Origin of the sequence: Nocardioides malaquae, assembly GCF_015070385.1 — a bacterium.
Lineage (GTDB): Bacteria > Actinomycetota > Actinomycetes > Propionibacteriales > Nocardioidaceae > Nocardioides > Nocardioides malaquae.
The window spans coordinates 13,982-31,832 of record NZ_JADCSA010000012.1; the positions used below are offsets into that span (position 1 = coordinate 13,982).

At 71.2% G+C, this 17,851-nt stretch carries 16 protein-coding genes; 4 read left to right on the plus strand and 12 right to left on the minus strand.

The genetic code is table 11. From position 1 onward, the window contains the following. Positions 1–24: 24 nt before the first annotated feature. The 11 genes from IEQ44_RS17940 to IEQ44_RS12260 form a co-directional block, all read right to left on the minus strand. Positions 25–1,758 (minus strand): dipeptide ABC transporter ATP-binding protein, encoded by a 1,734-nt coding sequence (locus IEQ44_RS17940; RefSeq protein WP_193638748.1) that lies wholly within the window; start codon positions 1,756–1,758, stop codon positions 25–27. Beyond that, positions 1,755–2,726: an ABC transporter permease gene (locus tag IEQ44_RS12215; protein ID WP_193638749.1), complete on the minus strand. Its 972-nt coding sequence runs from the start codon at positions 2,724–2,726 to the stop codon at positions 1,755–1,757. Before IEQ44_RS12215 ends, IEQ44_RS17940 begins: the two co-directional genes overlap by 4 nt. After that, complete coding sequence (locus IEQ44_RS12220; protein ID WP_193638750.1) at positions 2,719–3,645, minus strand: ABC transporter permease; 927 nt, start codon at positions 3,643–3,645, stop codon at positions 2,719–2,721. Before IEQ44_RS12220 ends, IEQ44_RS12215 begins: the two co-directional genes overlap by 8 nt. 184 nt (positions 3,646–3,829) lie before the next feature. Beyond that, on the minus strand, positions 3,830–5,476 hold the full coding sequence (locus tag IEQ44_RS12225) for a peptide ABC transporter substrate-binding protein (protein ID WP_193638751.1): 1,647 nt from the start codon (positions 5,474–5,476) through the stop codon (positions 3,830–3,832). Positions 5,477–5,766: 290 nt separating this feature from the next. After that, on the minus strand, positions 5,767–7,362 hold the full coding sequence (locus tag IEQ44_RS12230) for a monocarboxylic acid transporter (RefSeq protein WP_193638752.1): 1,596 nt from the start codon (positions 7,360–7,362) through the stop codon (positions 5,767–5,769). A 1-nt stretch (position 7,363) separates the two neighbouring features. Next, positions 7,364–7,741: a DUF485 domain-containing protein gene (locus IEQ44_RS12235; protein ID WP_319804648.1), complete on the minus strand. Its 378-nt coding sequence runs from the start codon at positions 7,739–7,741 to the stop codon at positions 7,364–7,366. Positions 7,742–7,883: 142 nt separating this feature from the next. After that, complete coding sequence (locus IEQ44_RS12240) at positions 7,884–9,413, minus strand: sodium/solute symporter (RefSeq protein WP_319804649.1); 1,530 nt, start codon at positions 9,411–9,413, stop codon at positions 7,884–7,886. Then, positions 9,410–9,808: a hypothetical protein gene (locus tag IEQ44_RS12245; protein WP_193638753.1), complete on the minus strand. Its 399-nt coding sequence runs from the start codon at positions 9,806–9,808 to the stop codon at positions 9,410–9,412. The genes IEQ44_RS12240 and IEQ44_RS12245 overlap by 4 nt, the downstream gene beginning before the upstream one ends. Further along, entirely contained in the window at positions 9,805–10,548 is a 744-nt protein-coding gene (locus IEQ44_RS12250) for a LytR/AlgR family response regulator transcription factor (RefSeq protein ID WP_193638754.1), read from the minus strand. Before IEQ44_RS12250 ends, IEQ44_RS12245 begins: the two co-directional genes overlap by 4 nt. Further along, positions 10,545–11,666 carry a sensor histidine kinase gene (locus tag IEQ44_RS12255; protein ID WP_193638755.1) on the minus strand — a complete coding sequence of 374 codons (1,122 nt, stop codon included), beginning with the start codon at positions 11,664–11,666 and terminating at the stop codon, positions 10,545–10,547. The genes IEQ44_RS12250 and IEQ44_RS12255 overlap by 4 nt, the downstream gene beginning before the upstream one ends. A gap of 45 nt (positions 11,667–11,711) precedes the next feature. Next, a complete protein-coding gene (locus IEQ44_RS12260) occupies positions 11,712–12,731 on the minus strand; it encodes a class I SAM-dependent methyltransferase (RefSeq protein ID WP_193638756.1) in 1,020 nt (339 codons plus the stop codon). A gap of 28 nt (positions 12,732–12,759) precedes the next feature. Between IEQ44_RS12260 and IEQ44_RS12265 the strand changes: the two genes are divergently transcribed. Continuing rightward, positions 12,760–13,506, plus strand: a complete 747-nt coding sequence (locus IEQ44_RS12265; protein WP_193638757.1) for a Fic family protein — start codon at positions 12,760–12,762, stop codon at positions 13,504–13,506. Positions 13,507–13,765: 259 nt separating this feature from the next. Here IEQ44_RS12265 and IEQ44_RS12270 read toward each other — a convergent pair whose 3' ends face one another. After that, positions 13,766–14,560, minus strand: coding sequence for an HAD family hydrolase (locus IEQ44_RS12270; RefSeq protein ID WP_193638758.1), 795 nt, complete (start codon positions 14,558–14,560; stop codon positions 13,766–13,768). 188 nt (positions 14,561–14,748) lie between these two features. Between IEQ44_RS12270 and ssd the strand changes: the two genes are divergently transcribed. Genes ssd through IEQ44_RS17945 form a run of 3 tightly spaced genes read left to right on the plus strand, consistent with a single transcriptional unit; the run spans position 14,749 to position 17,842 of the window. After that, complete coding sequence (gene ssd / locus IEQ44_RS12275) at positions 14,749–15,894, plus strand: septum site-determining protein Ssd (RefSeq protein ID WP_193638759.1); 1,146 nt, start codon at positions 14,749–14,751, stop codon at positions 15,892–15,894. Further along, positions 15,891–17,090: a TadA family conjugal transfer-associated ATPase gene (locus IEQ44_RS12280; RefSeq protein ID WP_319804650.1), complete on the plus strand. Its 1,200-nt coding sequence runs from the start codon at positions 15,891–15,893 to the stop codon at positions 17,088–17,090. The genes ssd and IEQ44_RS12280 overlap by 4 nt, the downstream gene beginning before the upstream one ends. Next, a complete protein-coding gene (locus IEQ44_RS17945; RefSeq protein ID WP_193638760.1) occupies positions 17,087–17,842 on the plus strand; it encodes a type II secretion system F family protein in 756 nt (251 codons plus the stop codon). Before IEQ44_RS12280 ends, IEQ44_RS17945 begins: the two co-directional genes overlap by 4 nt. Positions 17,843–17,851: the final 9 nt, after the last annotated feature.

Consider the following 17,851-nt stretch of genomic DNA (forward strand, 5'->3'; position numbering starts at 1 on the left):
CCTCTTGCTGTGCGGTGCGTCCGTTCAGGCGCCCAGCTGGATGGAGCCACCGGGGATGGCCTCGAGCAGGCGACGGGTGTACTCCTCGCGCGGGTTGTCGAAGACGTCGCCCACGGGCGCCTGTTCCACCACGCGTCCGTCCTGCATCACCAGGACGTTGTCGGCGATCTGCCGCACGACCGCCAGGTCGTGGGTGATGAAGAGGTAGCTCAGACCCAGCTCGGCCTGGAGGTCGTTGAGCAGCTCCAGGATCTGGGCCTGCACCAGCACGTCGAGGGCGGAGACCGCCTCGTCGCAGATGACCACCTCGGGGTCGAGGGCCAGGGCCCGGGCGATCGCCACACGCTGGCGCTGACCACCCGAGAGCTCACCGGGGTAGCGCGCCATCACCGTCGTGGGCAGCGAGACCTTGTCGAGCAGGTCGCGGACCTTCGCCTCGCGCTCCTTCTGGCTGCCCACCTTGTGGGTGCGCAGCGGCTCCTCGATCGACTGGTAGATCGAGTAGAGGGGGTCGAGGGAGGCGTAGGGGTTCTGGAAGACCGGCTGCATCTGGCGACGCAGCTCCAGTTGCTGACGCTTCCCGGTGAGCGACTTGACCTCGACGCCGTCGAAGAGCACCCGCCCCGACGTCGGCTTCAGCAGGTCGAGCACCATGCGCGCCACCGTCGACTTGCCCGACCCCGACTCGCCCACGATCGCGGTGGTGGTGCCTCGCTTGAGGGTGAAGGAGACGTCGTCGACGGCCGTGAAGTCGGTCGACTCCCACGGCTTCTTGCCGCGCAGCTTGAAGACCTTCGTCAGGTTCTCCGCCACCACGATGTCGGGGCTGCCGGTGCCCAGTCCAGCGGCGCCCTGGGTGACCTCGACGGCGACGCCGGCTGCCACTTCCTGGGCCAGCTCGCGCACGTGGGCGCGGGCCTTGACGGACTCCAGCCGCTGGGAGGCCAGCGACGGCGCCTTCGAGACCAGGCGCTGGGTGTAGGGGTGCTCCGGGTTCTGCAGGATCTCCAGCGCAGGCCCGGACTCGACGACGCGCCCGCGATACATCACGACCAGGTGGTCGGCGCGCTCCGCGGCCAGCCCCAGGTCGTGGGTGATGAGCATGACGGCGACGCCCAGCTCCTCGGTCAGCTCGTCGAGGTGGTCGAGGATCTGCTTCTGCACCGTGACGTCGAGGGCCGAGGTGGGCTCGTCGGCGATCAGGAGCTTGGGCCGGGCAGCCAGACCCATGGCGATCAGGGCGCGCTGCCGCATGCCACCGGAGAACTCGTGCGGATACTGGCGGGCCCGTCGCTCGGCGTCGGGCAGCCCCGCCTCCTCCAGCAGCTCGACGACGCGCTGGTCAGCGGCCTTGCCGGTGGCGATGCCGTTGGCGACCAGCGACTCCTTGATCTGGGTGCCGACCTTCCACAGCGGGTTGAGGTTCGACATCGGGTCCTGGGGCACCAGCCCGATCTGGGAGCCACGCATCGGAGCGACGCGGTTGTGCTTGCTCGAGCAGATCTCTTTGCCCTCGAAGAGGACCTGGCCACCGGTGACGGTGCCGTTGGAGGGCAGCAGGCCGATGACCGCGTGGGCCAGCGTCGACTTGCCGGAGCCCGACTCGCCGACGATGGCGATGGTCTGGCCCGGGTAGATGGTCAGGTTGGCCTGGTCGACCGCGGTGAGGTGCTCCTTGCCGGCGCGGAAGGCGACCTGGAGGTCCTTGACCTCGAGGAGGGGAGCCTGCGCCTGGGGAGTGCTGGGGGTCGAAGTCACTTCTTCCTCGCCTTCGGGTCGAGAGCCTCGCGGACCGCTTCACCGAGCAGGATGAAGCCGAGCACGGTGAGCGCCAGGGCGCCGGCCGGCACGAACATGACCTGGAGGTGCTGGCCCGAGCGGATCTGGTTCTGCGCGGCCGCGATGTCGTTGCCCCACGAGACCACGTTGCTCGGCAGGCCGAGGCCCAGGAAGGAGAGCGACGACTCGGCGACGATGAAGACACCGAGGGTGATGGTCGTGGTGACGATGACGGGCGCCAGGGCGTTGGGCACGATGTGGCGACGCAGGTTCTGCATCTTGGTCGCCCCGATCGCGGTGGCGGCGTCGACGAACTCGAGGTTCTTGATCTCGAGCACCGCGCCACGCATCTGGCGGGTGATCTGCGGCCACGCGAAGAACGCGAGGGCGGCCACGACCACCATCACCGAGCCCCAGAACCCACGGTCGGGGAAGGTGTTGTTGAGCACCGAGATGGTGACGATGCAGCCCAGCAGCAGCGGGATCGAGAAGAAGATGTCGCTGAAGCGGGAGACCAGCGAGTCGACCCAGCCGCCGTAGAAGCCGGCGACGGCGCCGGTGACCATGCCCAGGATCGCCGTGATGATCGTGGTCAGCACGCCGACCGTGACCGAGGTGCGCGCGCCGTAGACGGTGCGCGCCCACACGTCGGCGCCCTGCCGGGTGAAGCCGAACGGATGACCTTCGCGCGACTCGCCGAAGCTCTCGCTCAGAGTGGCGTACTGCGGGTCGGCGGAGGTGAAGAGCGTCGGGAAGGCGATCATCGTGCCGATGAAGAGCAGGATCACCGAGGCCAGCCAGAAGATCGGCGAGGTGCGCAGCCGCTTCCAGGCCTCCTTCCACTGGTTCTCCGGCACGGCGTCGACATCGACGGCGTCGATCGCGCGCAGCGGGGTGTCGGTGAGGGGGGCGATGAATCGGTGCTGCCCAGGGCGGGTCTCAGGCATAACGGATCCTCGGGTCGAGAAGGGCGTAGACGAGGTCGACGACCAGGCTCGTCAGGACGTAAACCATGACCATGAAGGTCACGATGGCCACGACGGTCGAGGTCTCTCCCTTGGCGATGGCCAGGTAGGCGGCGTTGCCGACGCCCGGGATGTTGAAGATGGTCTCGGTGATGATCGCGCCGGCCATCAGCGACCCGAGGTTGATGCCCAGGTAGGTGATGACGGGGACCAGCGAGTTGCGCAGCACGTGGCGGCGTACGACCTTGCCCTCGGCGAGGCCCTTGGCCCGGGCCGTACGCACGTGGTCGGCGCCGAGGTTCTCCGCGACCGAGGTGCGGGTGAGGCGGATCGTGTAGGCGAAGTTGGCGATCGCGAGCACGATGGCCGGGAGGATCAGGTCGGTCACCGTCCAGTCGCCACCCACCGTGGGCGAGGTCCAGCGCAGCTTCACCGCGAAGACGAGCTGCATCACGAAGCCGAGCACGAAGATCGGGATGGCGAGCAGCAGGAGCGAGATGACCAGGGCCGTCGAGTCGAACCAGCCGTTGCGACGCAGGCCGGCGACCGTGCCGAGCACGATGCCGAGGACGGCGTCGATCAGCAGGGCCATCACCGCGAGCGTCACGGTCACGGGGAAGGCCTCGGCGATGAGCTCGATGACCGGTTGACCGGAGAAGGTCTCGCCGAAGTCGAGGGTCAGGGCGTTCTTGACGAAGAGCACCCACTGCACGAAGAGCGGGTCGTCGAGGTTGTACTGCGCCGCCAACGCGTCGCGGACCTCGTCGGAGACCGGCTTGTTGCCGGCGAGGTTGAGGATCGGGTCACCCGGGCGCAGCTTGAGCAGCGAGAAGAGGATCAGCGTCGCGCCGAGGAACACGGGAATGGTCTGCAGCAATCGTTTGCCGACGTACCACCACACGAGTGGCCTCCTGGGAAGTGGGAAAGCGTGCGAGTCGGGAGGTCTGGCACCGTGGGATGGCCACTGGTCGGCCGTTGGCTCGTCACGTCGTGGGGGAGGGAGGGGCGGGCCGGTCAGGCCCTGTCACGCGAACGGAGGTGGCCCGGTGTGGGCCACCTCCGTCCGTCATTCCAGCGAGACTACGTCACTTGGTGAGCTTGTAGTACTCAGGCTTCATCTGCCAGTTGAACTCGAAGCCCTCGAGGTCCGTCGAGGTCACCGCGGTGGCGTTGGAGTACCACAGCGGGATGGCGGGCAGGTCCTCGAAGAGGATCGACTGCGCCTCGGTGATGAGCTCGTAGCGCTCGTCACCCTGCTCGGAGGCAGCCTCGGTCACCAGGCGGTCGAACTCCTTGTTGGAGTAGTCACCGTCGTTGGAGCCGGCACCCGTGCCGTAGAGCGGGCCCAGGTAGTTGAGCATCGACGGGTAGTCAGCCTGCCACCCCGTGCGGAACGCGGTGCCGATCGAGCGGTCGGTGACCTCCTTGCGGAGCTCGTCGAAGGTCGGGTAGGCCTTCGGGGCGGCGTCGATGTCGAGGGCGTTCTTGATCTGGTTGGTGATCGCCTCGACGAACTCCTTGTTGCCAGCGCCGTCGTTGTTGTAGGCCACCTCGAACTTGCCGCTCCACGGGGCGATGGCGTTGGCCTCGGCCCACAGGGACTTGGCCTCGGCCTCGTCGTACTCCAGCACCTCGTTGCCCGGGACGTCCTCGGTCCAGCCGTCCAGCACCGGGGAGGTGAAGTCGGACGCAGGCGTACGGATGTTGTTGTAGATCTTCTCGGTGACCTCGGCGCGGTTGATGGCGCGCGAGATGGCGGCGCGGCGGAGCTTGCCCTCCTCGCCGGAGAAGCCGGGGAGGCTCTCGGGGATGGTCACGGAGGCGAAGGACGAACCGGGCTCGTTGAAGGCCTGGACCGCGTCGTCGTCCTCGAAGGTGGTCACCGCGCTCGGCGGGACCTGGTCGAGCACGTCGAGGTTGTCGGAGACGACGTCCTGGTAGGCCGCGTCAGCGCCACCACCGGCGTAGAACTTGAAGACCAGTCCACCGTTCTGCGGCTTCTTGTTGCCCTCGTAGTCCGGGTTCGGCTCCATGGCGATCTGCTTGTTCCGCTCCCAGCCGGAGTCGGTCAGCATGTAGGGGCCGTTGCCGATCGGCTTCTCGCCGTACTCCTTGGTGATCTTGCCGTCGTCGCCGAAGGCCACGTCGGGCACCGGGAAGTAGGCGGAGTAACCGAGGCGCAGCGGGAAGTCGGACTCCGGCTTCTTCAGCGTGATCTCGAAGGTCTTGTCGTCGATGACCTTGAGGCCCGAGATCTCGTCGGCACCCTTGATGGTGTTGCCGATGTCGTCGGTGCCCTTGATCGGGTAGAAGAAGTAGTTGTTGAGCTGCTTGTTCTCGGCGTTGGCGCCGTAGTTCCAGGCACGCACGAAGGACTCGGCGGTCACGTCGGTGCCGTCGGTGAACTTCCAGTCCTTGATCTTCACGGTCCAGACGGTCGAGTCCTCGTTGCCCTCGATCGACTCCGCGACCTCGTTCTCGATGGAACCGTCCGTGTTGTACGAGACCAGACCGGCGAACAGGTTGTTCAGCGGGTCACCGCCGCCCACTTCGTTGGTGGCCGTCGGGATCAGCGGGTTCTGCGGGTTGGTGCCGTAGACGGTGATGATGGCGTCGCCGTCGGCGCCACCACCGTTGCCGTCGTTGCTTCCACCACCGCAGGCAGCCAGGGTCAGGCTGCCGACCGCGACCATGGCCACACTCGCAAGGCGAGTACGCCGAGAGAATCGCATGGGGGTTCCTCCTGTTTGTCTGAGGCGCGCTGGCGCGCGCCTCACCATGAGTACCACCGCCCCGAGCCGGCCGAACAGGGTCTGGGGGGCACTCGTAACCAAGTTGTGTCCTAGGTGAGCCCGGACGCGACGGCCCGATGTCAACCCCCGGGCTGGGGAATCACCGTGAGATCGGACGCACTCCCCGTGGGGGCGACACACCCACCACACGCGACTGTCGGGTTGATGGCGTTCGACACGGCGTGTCGCACCATCAACCCGACAGTTGCGGAACTGGGGCTTCGGGGGCCTCAGTGCTTGAGGGCTCCCTCCGCACCGGCGCCGGTGAGCGCGCGGACCTCGAGCTCGGTGTAGCGCTCGGCCGAGGCCGGCTCCTTCGAGGTGAGCGAGCCGATGACGCCGAGCAGGAAGCCCATCGGGATCGAGACGATGCCGGGGTTCTGCAGCGGGAACCAGGCGAAGTCCACGTTCGGCAGCAGCGAGGTCTCCGCGCCCGACATCACCGGGGAGAAGATGACCAGGCCGACCGCGGAGATCAGGCCGCCGTAGATGCTCCACACCGCACCGCGGGTGTTGAAGCCGCGCCAGAACAGGTTCATCAGGATCGACGGCAGGTTGGCCGAGGCCGCCACCGCGAAGGCCAGGGCCACCAGGAAGGCGATGTTGAGGCTCTGCGCCGGGATCGCCAGCAGGATCGAGACCAGGCCGATGGCGCCCGCCGCGATGCGGGAGACCTTCATCTCCTCCTTCTCCGTGGCCTCGCCGTTGCGGAAGATCGGGTTCCAGACGTCGTGGGCCACCGACATCGACGAGGTCAGTGTCAGTCCGGCGACCACGGCGAGGATCGTCGCGAAGGCCACCGCCGCGATCAGGGCCAGCATCACCGCTCCGCTGGTGGAGCCGATGCCACCACCGACCTCCTCGGCCAGCTTCGGTGCGGCCAGGTTGCCGGCCACGTCGTAGTCGCTCTTGCTGAGCAGTGCCGCGGCACCGAAGCCCAGGACCAGGGTGAAGAGGTAGAAGGTGCCGATGAGGCCGATCGCCCAGAGCACCGACTTACGGGCGTCACGCGAGGTGGGCGTCGTGTAGAAGCGGATGAGGATGTGCGGCAGGCCCGCGGTGCCGAGGACCAGCGCGATGCCCAGCGAGATGAAGTCGATCTTGCTGGTGATCGAGCCGCCGTAGCGGAGCCCGGGCTCGAGGAAGGACTGGCCGGCACCGGAGTTGGTGGCCGCCGAGCCGAGCAGGTCGGAGATGTTGAAGTTGAACTGGATGAGCACCAGGACCACGACCAGTGCGGAGCCGGTCATCAGCAGCACGGCCTTGATCATCTGGACGTAGGTGGTGCCCTTCATGCCGCCGACGGTGACGTAGAAGATCATCAGGGCGCCGACGACCATGATCGTCAGGTTCTTCACCGCGCCCGAGTCGATGCCGAGCAGGAGCGCCACCAGGGCGCCGGCGCCGACCATCTGGGCCAGCAGGTAGAAGATCGAGACGACGACCGTGGAGGTGGCCGCCGCGGTGCGGACGGGCCGCTGCCGCATCCGGTACGCCAGCTGGTCGGCCATCGTGTAGCGACCGGAGTTGCGGAGCACCTCCGCGACGAGCAGCAGGGCCACCAGCCAGGCGACGAGGAACCCGATCGAGTAGAGGAAGCCGTCGTAGCCGTAGAGCGCGATGGCTCCGGTGATGCCCAGGAAGGATGCGGCCGACATGTAGTCGCCGCCGATCGCCAGGCCGTTCTGCAGGCCGGAGAAGCCGCGGCCGCCGGCGTAGTAGTCGTCGGTTCCGGAGGTCTGCTTGCTGGCGCGCAGCGTCACGTAGACCGTGAGCAGCACGACCGCCAGGAAGAGGCCGGAGGTGAGGATCTGGTTGCCGTCCATGTCAGGCCTCGTGCTTCCGGTGGGTGGCGTTGTCGGACCGGCTGGCGCGGTCGGCGTCGTACTCCTCGTTGAGCTGGGCGGCCAGCGGGTCGAGGTGGGTGGTCGAGTAGCGGCTGTAGAGCCAGGCGATGCCGAAGGTGCTCACGAACTGCAGCAGGCCGAAGACCAGGGCCACGTTGATGTTGGCGAAGAGCACGCGGTTCATGAACTCGCCGGCGAACATCGACATCACCACGTAGAGCCCGTACCACGCGAGGAAGACCACGGTGGCGGGCACGATGAAGCGCCGGTAGAGGCTGCGCAGCCGGGTGAACTCGTCCTTGGCGGCCAGGTGGTCGTAGATGGGATCGTGCCGGGCGGCTTGGTCGTGTGGACTCACGGGGTTCTCCCTGATGAGGGTGGACAGATGTGACTGCCATCACCGTGGCGCAGGTCGCACGGCGTACGTCAGGGGTGCGGCGCCGCAGCGCGGTCAACGGGAACCACGCGTCGCCCAGCGGTCGCCTCCGAACGCCGAGCGGTCACCCCCGGTCGAGCCGCACGGCCTCCGGCGTGTGCAGGCGTACGAACGAGCGCAGCGCCGTGCGCGGCGGACGGCCGACCCGGCTCACCGCGACCATCGTCGCGAAGGCCGCGGGCACGCTCCACGCGGCCGGGGAGCCGAGCAGCACCGACCACCAGGACGTGTCCGCCGGCATCGCGAGGGTCCACAGCACCGCGGCGCCGGAGCCGACGCCGCCGACCGCCAGGCCGGCCAGCGCCCCCGGCGCGGTCAGGCGCGGCCACCAGATGCCCAGCACCAGCAAGGGGCAGAAGGTCGAGGCCGCCACCGCGAACGCCAGCCCGACCATCCTCGCCACCGAGACCTCTACCCCCACGAGCGCCACCAGGGCCGGCGGCAGCACCGCCAGCACCGCGCCCACCCGGAAGGCGGCGACGCCGCCGAACCGCCACCGGCCCAGCCCGCGCGCCCGCACGTCCTGGCCGAGCACGCCGGCCAGCGCCGTGGTGAGCCCCGAGGCGGTGGAGAGGAAGGCCGCGAACGCGCCCGCGGCCAGCAGGCCGGTCAACACCTCGCCGCCCCAGCCCGGAAGCATCACCCGGGGCAGCTCGAGCACCAAGGTGTCGGTGCGCCCGGGGTCCGGCAGCCGGTCGGCGTAGACCCGACCCAGCCCTCCGTAGATCGGGGGCAGCACGTAGAAGGCCGCCAGCAGCACCAGCACGACCAGCGTGGTGCGCCGGGCTGCCCGGCCGTCAGGGTTGGTGTAGAAGCGCACCACCACGTGGGGCAGCCCCATCGTGCCGAGGAAGGTCGCCACGATCAGTGAGTAGGTGACGTAGAGGCCCTGCGTGCCGGCGCCGAGCGGCTGCGACCAGGCACTCGCGTCGGTGGCCGTGTCGCCGACCGGGCCCAGGTCGGCGGGGTTGGTGGCGCCGTCGCCGACCCAGACCACCAGGAGCACCGCGATGGGGATGAGCAGGGCGGTGAGCTTGAGCCAGTACTGGAAGGCCTGCACGAAGGTGATCGAGCGCATGCCGCCGCCGGCGACCCCGGCCACCACGACCGCGGCCACCACGGCCGTCCCCACCCAGGCGGGTCCGCCGACGATGGACTGCAGGATCAGCCCGGCCCCGTGGAACTGCGGCAGCAGGTAGAGCCAGCCGATGGCCACCACGAGCAGGGAGCAGGCGGCGCGGACGCGCCGCGAGTCCAGCCGCGCCTCGGCGAAGTCGGGCAGCGTGTAGGCACCCGAGCGGCGCAGCGGGGCGGCGACGAGCACCAGCAGGACGAGGTAGCCGGCGGTCCAGCCGACCGGGTACCAGAGCATCTCGGCGCCGAAGGCCAGCACCAGTCCCGCGACGCCGAGGAAGGAGGCCGCCGAGAGGTACTCCCCGCTCACGGCGGAGGCGTTCATGGCGGGCCGGACCGTGCGGGAGGCCACCATGAAGTCACTGGTCGTGCGGGAGAACCGCAGCCCCCAGGTGCCGATCGCCAGGGTCGCCACGACCACGACGACGACCCCGACGAGGGCTGACCACGACTCGATCACTGTGCTCTCCCGGAGGGGTCAGGGTCCTCGTGCTCGACCAGCGCCGTGAAGGCCGCCTCGTTGGCCTCGGCGCCACGCACGTAGAACCACCCCAGCCCGATCAGCAGTGGGTGCACCAGCACCCACAGCAGCAGGTAGGCCAGCGGGATCCCGGCGACCCGCACGTCGGCCAGCGCCGGCGAGAGCTTGAAGACCAGCGGCAACGACCCCAGGCAGAGCCCCAGGATCGTCAGCACCCGCAGGGCCAGTCGCCGCTGCACGTCGACCAGGCTGGTGACCAGGATTGTGCCGACCCGGGTGCCCTGGTCGATGTCGCCGCGGCCCGGTCGCCGGGTCCGGGCGGTGCGGCGCGGTGGCCCGGTGACCCGGACGCGGCCCTCGGGGGTGCGGTTCACGGCTGGGTGCGCCTCTTCAGCAGCAGCTCGCGCAGGGCCTTGGTGTGCCGGCGGCTGGCGGTCAGCTGGGCCCCGGGCACCAGGACCGTGCAGCGGCCCTGGTCCATGCGCACCTCCTGGATCTGGCCCAGCTGCACCAGCAGCGAACGGTGGATCCGGATGAACCCCGCCTCGGCCCACTCCGACTCCAGCTGCGACAACGGCACGCGCAGCAGGTGGGAGACGCCGCGGGTGTGCAGGCGTACGTAGTCGCCCTGGGCCTCGACGTGGGTGACGTCGCTGCGGTTGACGAAGCGGGTCACCCCACCCAGCTCGACGGGGATCTGCTCGTCGACGGGGGCGGGCGGCGTGGTCGTCCCACTCTCCACGACCCGGCGCACCGCCTCGGCCAGCCGCTCCTCGCGCACCGGCTTGAGCACGTAGTCGACCGCCGCCAGCTCGAAGGCGTCGACGGCGTGCTGCTCGTGGGCGGTCACGAAGACGATCGCCGGTGGCTGGCGGAAGCGGGCCAGCACCTGGGCCATCTCCAGGCCGGTGAGCCCCGGCATCGAGATGTCGAGGAAGGCGGCGTCGACGTCGGTCTCGCGCAGCAGGCGCAACGCCTCGGTGGCCGAGTCGCAGGTCAGCACGGACGCCACCCGGGGGTCGCGGCCGAGCAGGAAGGCGAGCTCGTCGAGGGCCGGACGCTCGTCGTCGACGACGAGGACCCGCAGCGCCGGGGCGGTGGTCGGACGGTTCATGAGTGCACTCCAGGGGCGAACTTGGGCACCCGCACGATGACCTTCGTGCCGGCGCCGGGGGCAGTCTCCACGACGAGTCCGTGGTCGTCGCCGAAGGCGTTGCGCAGGCGGGCGTCGACGTTGCCCAGCCCCACCGAGTCGAGGGCCTGGTCGCCGGCCAACGCCCGACGCACCTTCTCGGGGTCTTCGCCGACCCCGTTGTCCTCGACCTCGATCAGGCACTCCTGCCCCAGGTCGCTCGCGGTGATGGAGAGGTGACCGACGCCCTCGGCGGCCTCCAGCCCGTGGCGCACCGCGTTCTCCGCGAGGGGCTGGATGCACAGGAACGGCACCGTCACCGGCAACACCTCCGGCGCGACCCGCAGCGTCACCTGGAGCCGGTCGCCGAAGCGCGCCTGCTCCAGCACCAGGTAGCGCTCGATCGAGCGCAGCTCCTCGGCGAGCGTCGTGAACTCACCGTGGCTGCGGAAGGAGTAGCGGGTGAAGTCGGCGAACTCCAGCAGCAGCTCGCGGGCCCGGTCGGGGTCGGTGCGCACGAAGCTGGCGATCGCGCCGAGTGAGTTGTAGATGAAGTGCGGGCTGATCTGCGCCCGCAGGGCGCGCACCTCGGCCTCCACCGCCCGGTGTCGCTCGGCGTCCAGCTCGGCCAGCTCCAGCTGGCCGCTGACCCAACGGCCGACCTCGTGCACCGCCAGCAGCAACCCGGCGCTGGCCTCGGGTGCCATGGCGAGCAGCACCCCGACCGTACGCCCCTCGACGGCCAACGGGGTGGCCAGCGCGTGGCGCACCGGGCACCCCGGGTTGTCGCACTCCAACCCGGTCGGGTCGCTGGCGTCGGTGTCGCCCTCCTCGACCGTGCGGGCCACCAGTGAGGCGACCTGGTCGGCGTGGTGACGACCCAGGCCGTCCCAGGCGAGGAGCCCGCCGGCGTCGGCGAGGGCCACGGCGGGGGTGCCCAGGAGCGTACGCAGGTGGGTCGCCGCCTCCTGCGCGCTCGCCTCGGTCAGCCCCTCGCGCAGGGCGGGGGAGGCCTGCGAGATGGTGTGCAGCGTCTGGAAGGTGGCGCGGTCGGCCTCCGAGCCCAGGGGAGGGCGTCGTGGCAGGCGCAACCAGCTCATGGCGACACCGTAGCGGTGAGCGCTGTCACATCGCTGCGCCGCGGCTCAGCGGAAGTCGATCAACAACATGTCGGTGTCGGTGCCGTCGGAGGTGAAGAGGTCGGCGTCGAAGCGGAACTTCGGCGGTGCGTCGGGTGACGCCGTCGGCTCCTGGGCCTCGCCGGTGTCCTCGCCCTCGGCGGGGGCGTCGCAAGCCGTGGCCGACCGGTCCTTCGGCTCGGCGGCCTCGCCCGTCGTGGCGTCGGCCTGCTCGGCGCCGCCGGTGGCGATCCGCAGCGCGTCGGTGCCGTCGTCGAAGAGGCCCGGCTGGTGCACGACCTGGGTGCGCACGGCGTGCACGCGGTGGGGCAGCTGCATGCCGTCCATCCCGCGGCCGTAGTCGTCGTAGAACGCCTTGACCTCGGCGACCGCGGTCGCGCGGTCCTCCGCGGAGAGCTCCGCGACCCACGACCGGGAGAGCACCAGGTCGGCCACTGTGCGCCGGTCGATCTCCTGCCACACTGTCCAGGTCTCCTCCTCGACGAAGCTGAAGAGGGGCGACTGCAGGAGGCTCTCGGTGATCGAGGCGGTGCGGGGTTCGTTGTCGCGGGCGCCCAGCGGGCCCTCGAGGAAGGCGCCGAGCCGGCGCACCCACGGGATCCGGGTGTCGCGCTCGTGCCAGACCACGCTCAGGTGCCCGCCGGTCTTGAGCGCCTTGGCGATCACCGGCAGCGCGGTGTCGAGGTCGAAGGAGGTGAAGGCCGTCGAGCAGACCACGGCGTCGACCGACCGGTGCCGCAGGTCGAGGTCCTCGACGGTGCCCTCGGTGACGGGCACGGACGGCAGTCGCTTGCTCAGCAGGGAGAGCATCGCGGGGTCGTGGTCGACGGCGTGCACCGCGTGGCCCGCCGCCACGAGCAGCTCGGTCAGCTTGCCGATGCCGGCGCCCAGCTCGAGCACGGTGCGACCCTGGCCCGGCACGATCCACGGCACGATCTCGGCGGGGTGCCCCGGGCGTCCGTGCACGTGCGCCGCGGCCACGTCGTGGGTGCGGCGCGGCTCGTGTGGGGGTCGTTCGCTGGCCATTGCTCCAAGGCTACTAGCGTGAGGGCGCGTGAGCACCGATCCCCTCGCCTGGCTGGCGCAGCTCGAAGGCGTCGCCTCGGCGTACGCGGCCACGCGCGACGGCATCGACGTCATGTTGCGCGACCGCGGCCTGCGTCAGACCGACCCGGCCACCACCGCCGAGGCGCTGGCGGTCGGGGCCCACGCCTCCGCCGTGCTGGAAGGGTCGACCTCCACCCTGGCGGACCTCGACGCCGGGGTCGGCGACGAGATCGCCCAGGACTCCCTGCGCCTCTCCACCGAGGTGCTCGCGCTGACCCCGCAGCTGAAGCGCTCCCCGGCCCAGGTGTTCGCCCGGCTCCACGCCGTCGCCGCGGCCACCGCGCTGCCGCCCGAGCAGCTCGGCCGACCCCGCGACGCCGAGTCGGCGCAACGCCTCCAGTCCCTGGGGCAGCTCGTGCTCGCGTCCACCGAGGTGCCGGCGCTGCTGCTCGCCGCCGTGGTGCATGCCGAGATCGCCACCGCTGCCCCCTTCAGCTCCCACAACGGCATCGTGGCGCGCGCGGCCGAACGTCTCGTGCTGGTGGCCCGCGGCGTCGACCCGAAGTCGCTCATGGTGCCCGAGGCCGGTCACCTGGCGTTGCGCGCGCAGTACGAGTCGAACCTCTCCGGCTACGCCAGCGGGCAGCAGCGCGGCCTGCACGCCTGGGCGCTCTACGCCGCGGAGGCGTACGCCAAGGGCATGGAGCTGAGCCCACTGCGCCCGGTCAAGAAGCCTCGCCGCGACCGCGACTGAAGGCGCATGCGAACGGCACCCCGCCGTGGAGGACGGAGTGCCGTTCACTGACACGTGACATCCGGATAACAAGCGTGCTGTCTCTTGTTGTGGCCGGCGGTCAAGCCGCCTGACCATCGCCCTGTCGAAGGGAAGGTCGCCGCGTGGGTACCGAACTCACGTGCAGATCATGTGGAGTTGATGACTCCTGTCTACGCCTGTTGACGGGCTTCTTCAAGGGTTGACTTTCGCGTCAGTCAATGGCGCAATGCCGTCGGCGTCACACGTCGCGGGGCCGGCGTCGGGCGTTCGCCCAGACGTAGCCACCGACCGCCACCGCGCTGCCGACCGCGAGCGCCGCGAGCGTCTGCCCGGTGACCTTCGAGCGGCTGTTGAGACCCACGGGGCGGGTGAAGACGAGCACCGGCCAGTCACGCTCCTCCGCGATGCGCCTGAGCTCCTTGTCGGGGTTCACCGCGAACGCGTGACCCACCACCTCGAGCATCGGCACGTCGGTGACCGAGTCGCTGTAGGCGTAGCTGGCGGCGAGGTCGTAGCCCATCTCGTCAGCCAGGTCGTGGATGGCCCGGGCCTTCTCCTCGGCGTAGACGTAACGCGTGATCTGGCCCGTGTAGCGACCGTCCTCGGAGACCTCGAGCTCGGTGGCGACCACGCCGTCGGCGCCGAGCATCTGGCCGATCGGCCCCACCACGTCGAGGCCCGAGGCCGAGACGATGATGACGTCGCGTCCGGCGTCACGGTGCTCCTCGATCAGGGAGACCGCCTCGTCGTAGACCAGCGGGTCGACCACGTTGTGCAGGGTGTCGGCCACGATCTCGCGGACCGTGGCCACGTCCCACCCCGTGATCAGGCCGGAGAGGAACTCGCGCAGCCGGTCCATCTGGTCGTGGTCCGCGCCGCCGACCGCGAAGACGAACTGGGCGTAGGCCGAGCGCAGCATCGCGCGCTTGGTGATGAGCCCGCCGTCGGCGAAGTGGCGCGAGAAGGCGAGCGTGCTCGATGCGGCGATGATCGTCTTGTCGAGGTCGAAGAACGCCGCAGCAGGGCGGGACATGTCCTCATCGTGGCACGGGAACGGGGCTCGGGACAGGAACGCGGGAGAAGGCCGGGGGTCGGTGTGGCGCGGCTCACGTCGCCACCAGGGGTCCCCAGAAGGGTCGTTCCGGGCGCTCGAAGCGGGTTCTCCACAGGCCGTACGCACGTGGGCGGCGCCCGTCGGCGCGGCGCGGCAGGGTCGTGGTCATGGCTCGCACGACACCCCACTCGACCGCCCACGCCCTCGACCACACCCACCCCTCGGTTGCGCCGGTGCTGCTGGTGACCGACGACGCCGAGATGGTGGCGGAGGTGCAACGGTGCGTGGCGGGCTCGGGCATCGGCGTCGAGGTCTGCCCCTGGGGTCCGGCCGCTGCGTCGAGCTGGCCGGGAGCTGTCGTCGTGCTGCTCGACACCGCCGTGGCGCCGGTGGTCGCAGAGGCCGGACTGCGTCGGCGCCCGGAGGTCCACCTGCTGTGCCGGGGTGCCCCGGAGGCCGACGACTACCGGGTCGCGGTCGCGGTGGGTGCCGAGAGCGTCACGGCGGTGACGAGTGGGCGTGCCCGGGTGCGCGACCTCCTTGCGGAGCGGGTCGCGCCGGGGTCACCCGGCCAGGTGGTGGCCGTGCTGGGTGGTTCCGGCGGCGCCGGCGCCAGCACGCTCGTGGCCGCTTTGGCCCAGGCCGCCGTGCGTCGCGGCGACGCGGTGCTGGTGCTCGACTGCGACCCGGTCGGCGCCGGCATCGGGCGCATCCTGGGCGCTGACCGGGTCAGTGGGCTCGGCTGGCCCGACCTGGTGGCCTCGCCGGGGCGCGTCGGGCCGGTCTCCCTGGCCGAGGCGGTGGCCCGCGTCGACGGGATCGGGGTGCTGACCGCTCCCGCCGGCGACCTCGGGGCGCCGACGGTCTGCGAGGTGGCCGAGACCGCCCGCCGGGTGCACGACCTGGTGCTTCTCGACCTGCCCCGGCGGGGTGCCGACGTCGGCGACGTCGTCGCGCGGGTCGACCGAGCGTTGCTGATGGTGCGCCCGGGGCTGACCGGCGTCGCGGCCGCGGCTCGGCGGGTCGAGACCTGGGGCTGGTCACCCTCCGCCGCGCCCGCGCACCGCGCCCGGGCGGGGGTCGGCGTCGTGCTCCGAGGTCGCGGCACGTCGGCGGAGGCGGTCTCCACCGCCCTCGGCCTGCCGGTGCTCGCGCGACTGCCCGACCACCGCGCGGTCGAGGAGGCCGTCGACCTGGGCCTCGGCCCCCTGCCGGGCCGCCGGGGGGCGTGGGCTCGTGCCGTCGCCGGGGTGCTGGAGTCGGTCACGGGTCCCGTGGTGACCGGACGCGGTGCTGCAGGAGGTGCGAGGTGAACGCTGCATCGCCCGGTCCGGTCGCCGGGCCAGTCCCCGGACTCGTGGCGTCCGAGCTCGTCGCCGCCGTCCGCGACGACCTCGTGCGTCACCCCGGGGAGGTCACCCCGGCCCGGGTGGCGGAGTGCCTGCACCGGCTCGGTCGGCCGGTCAGCGCCGAGGCCGTGGCCGCCGTGCACGACGAGGTCGTGCGGAGCTCGCGTGGTCTGGGGCCTCTTGCGGGGCTGGTGGCCGACCCCGACGTCACCGACGTCCTGGTCAACGGCCCCGGTCGGGTCTGGGTCGACCGGGGTGAGGGGGTCGAGGCCACCGACGTGGTGCTGCCCGACGAGGAGGAGGTGCGCCGCCTGGCCCAACGCCTCGCCGCACGGGGCGGTCGACGACTCGACGACGCCACGCCGTACTGCGACGTCCGTCTGCCCGACGGCGCCCGCTTCCACGCCGTGCTCGCCCCGGTGGCCCACCCCGGCACCACCATCTCGCTGCGCATCCCTCGGGCCAGGGGCCTCACCCTGGCCGAGATGGTGAGCGAGGGGGCCGTGACGCCGACGGGCGCCCGGCTCCTGCGCGACGTGGTCGTGGGTCGGCTCGCCCACCTCGTCAGCGGCGGCACCGGCAGCGGCAAGACGACCCTGCTGGGCACCCTGCTGGGTCTCGTGCCCGCGGACGAACGGATCGTCCTGGTGGAGGACTCGGCCGAGCTCCGACCCGACCACCCGATGGTCGTCGGCCTGGAGGCCCGTCCGGCCAACGCCGAGGGCGCGGGCGAGGTCTCGCTCCGTACGCTCGTGCGCCAGGCCCTGCGGATGCGTCCCGACCGGCTGGTGGTGGGGGAGGTGCGCGGGGCCGAGGTGGTCGACCTCCTCGCGGCCATGAACACCGGCCACGAGGGTGGGTGCGGCACGCTGCACGCCAACTCGGCCTCCCGGGTGCCCGCCCGCATCGAGGCGCTGGCCGCGACCGCGGGCCTCGACCGGGCTGCCGCAGCTGCCCAGTTCGTCGCCGCTGTCGACGTCCTGCTCCACGTCACCCGCGGACGCGACGGGGTGCGGCGCCTCGCCGAGGTGGCCGTGCCCAGGCTCGGGGAGCACGGGGCAGAGGCGGTGTGGGCGCTGCAGTTCGACGCCGACGGCCGGATGCGCGAGGGCCCCGGCGCCGACCTGCTCGCCACCCGACTCGAGGGCGTGGCCCGGTGAGCGGGGAGTGGTGGGTCGCGGCGGCGCTCTTCGCTGCTGTGCTGGTGGCGGGGGCCGGGCATGAGGATCGATTGCGCCTGCTGGGCCGTCGGACGATGGCGGGTCGCGGTGCTTGGTCCGCGCCGGTGCTGGGCGGGTCAGTGCTGAATGAGCGAGTACCGGGCGGGCCAGTGCGGGGCGGGCAGTCAGCGCCGTTGCCCCGGTGGCATCCCCGGGGCCGACGCCGCGCCAGGATCGCTGCTGCCGAGCGTGCCCTCGAGGCCTGCGGCGTGATGGCCGAGGAGCTGCGGGCGGGGCGCGACGCCGGCAGTGCGCTGGCGTGCGCCGCCGAGGTCTGTCCCGAGCTGGGCCCGGCGGTCCAGGCCCACGAGCTCGGGGCCGACGTGCCAGCGGCGCTGCGCGCCACGGGGGTGCCCGCGTTGGGCCGGGTGGCCGGCGCCTGGCAGGTCTCTGCGCGCAGCGGGCTCGGCCTCGCGGAGACCGTCCGCGCCGTCGCCGACGACCTGCGCGCCGACTCCGCGACCCGGCGGGTGGTGGTCGCCGAGCTCGCCTCGGCCCGCGCCACCGCACGACTGCTGGTGGCGCTGCCGGCAGTCGCGCTGCTCGTCGGGTCGGGCAGCGGCGGGGCGCCCTGGCGGTTCTTCGCCTCGGGGGTGCCGGGCGCCCTGTGCGGCCTCGTCGGCACGGGGCTGCTGCTCACCGGGCTGTGGTGGATCGAGCGGATCGCCGACGCGGTCGAGGTGCGGGCGTGACGGTGTGGA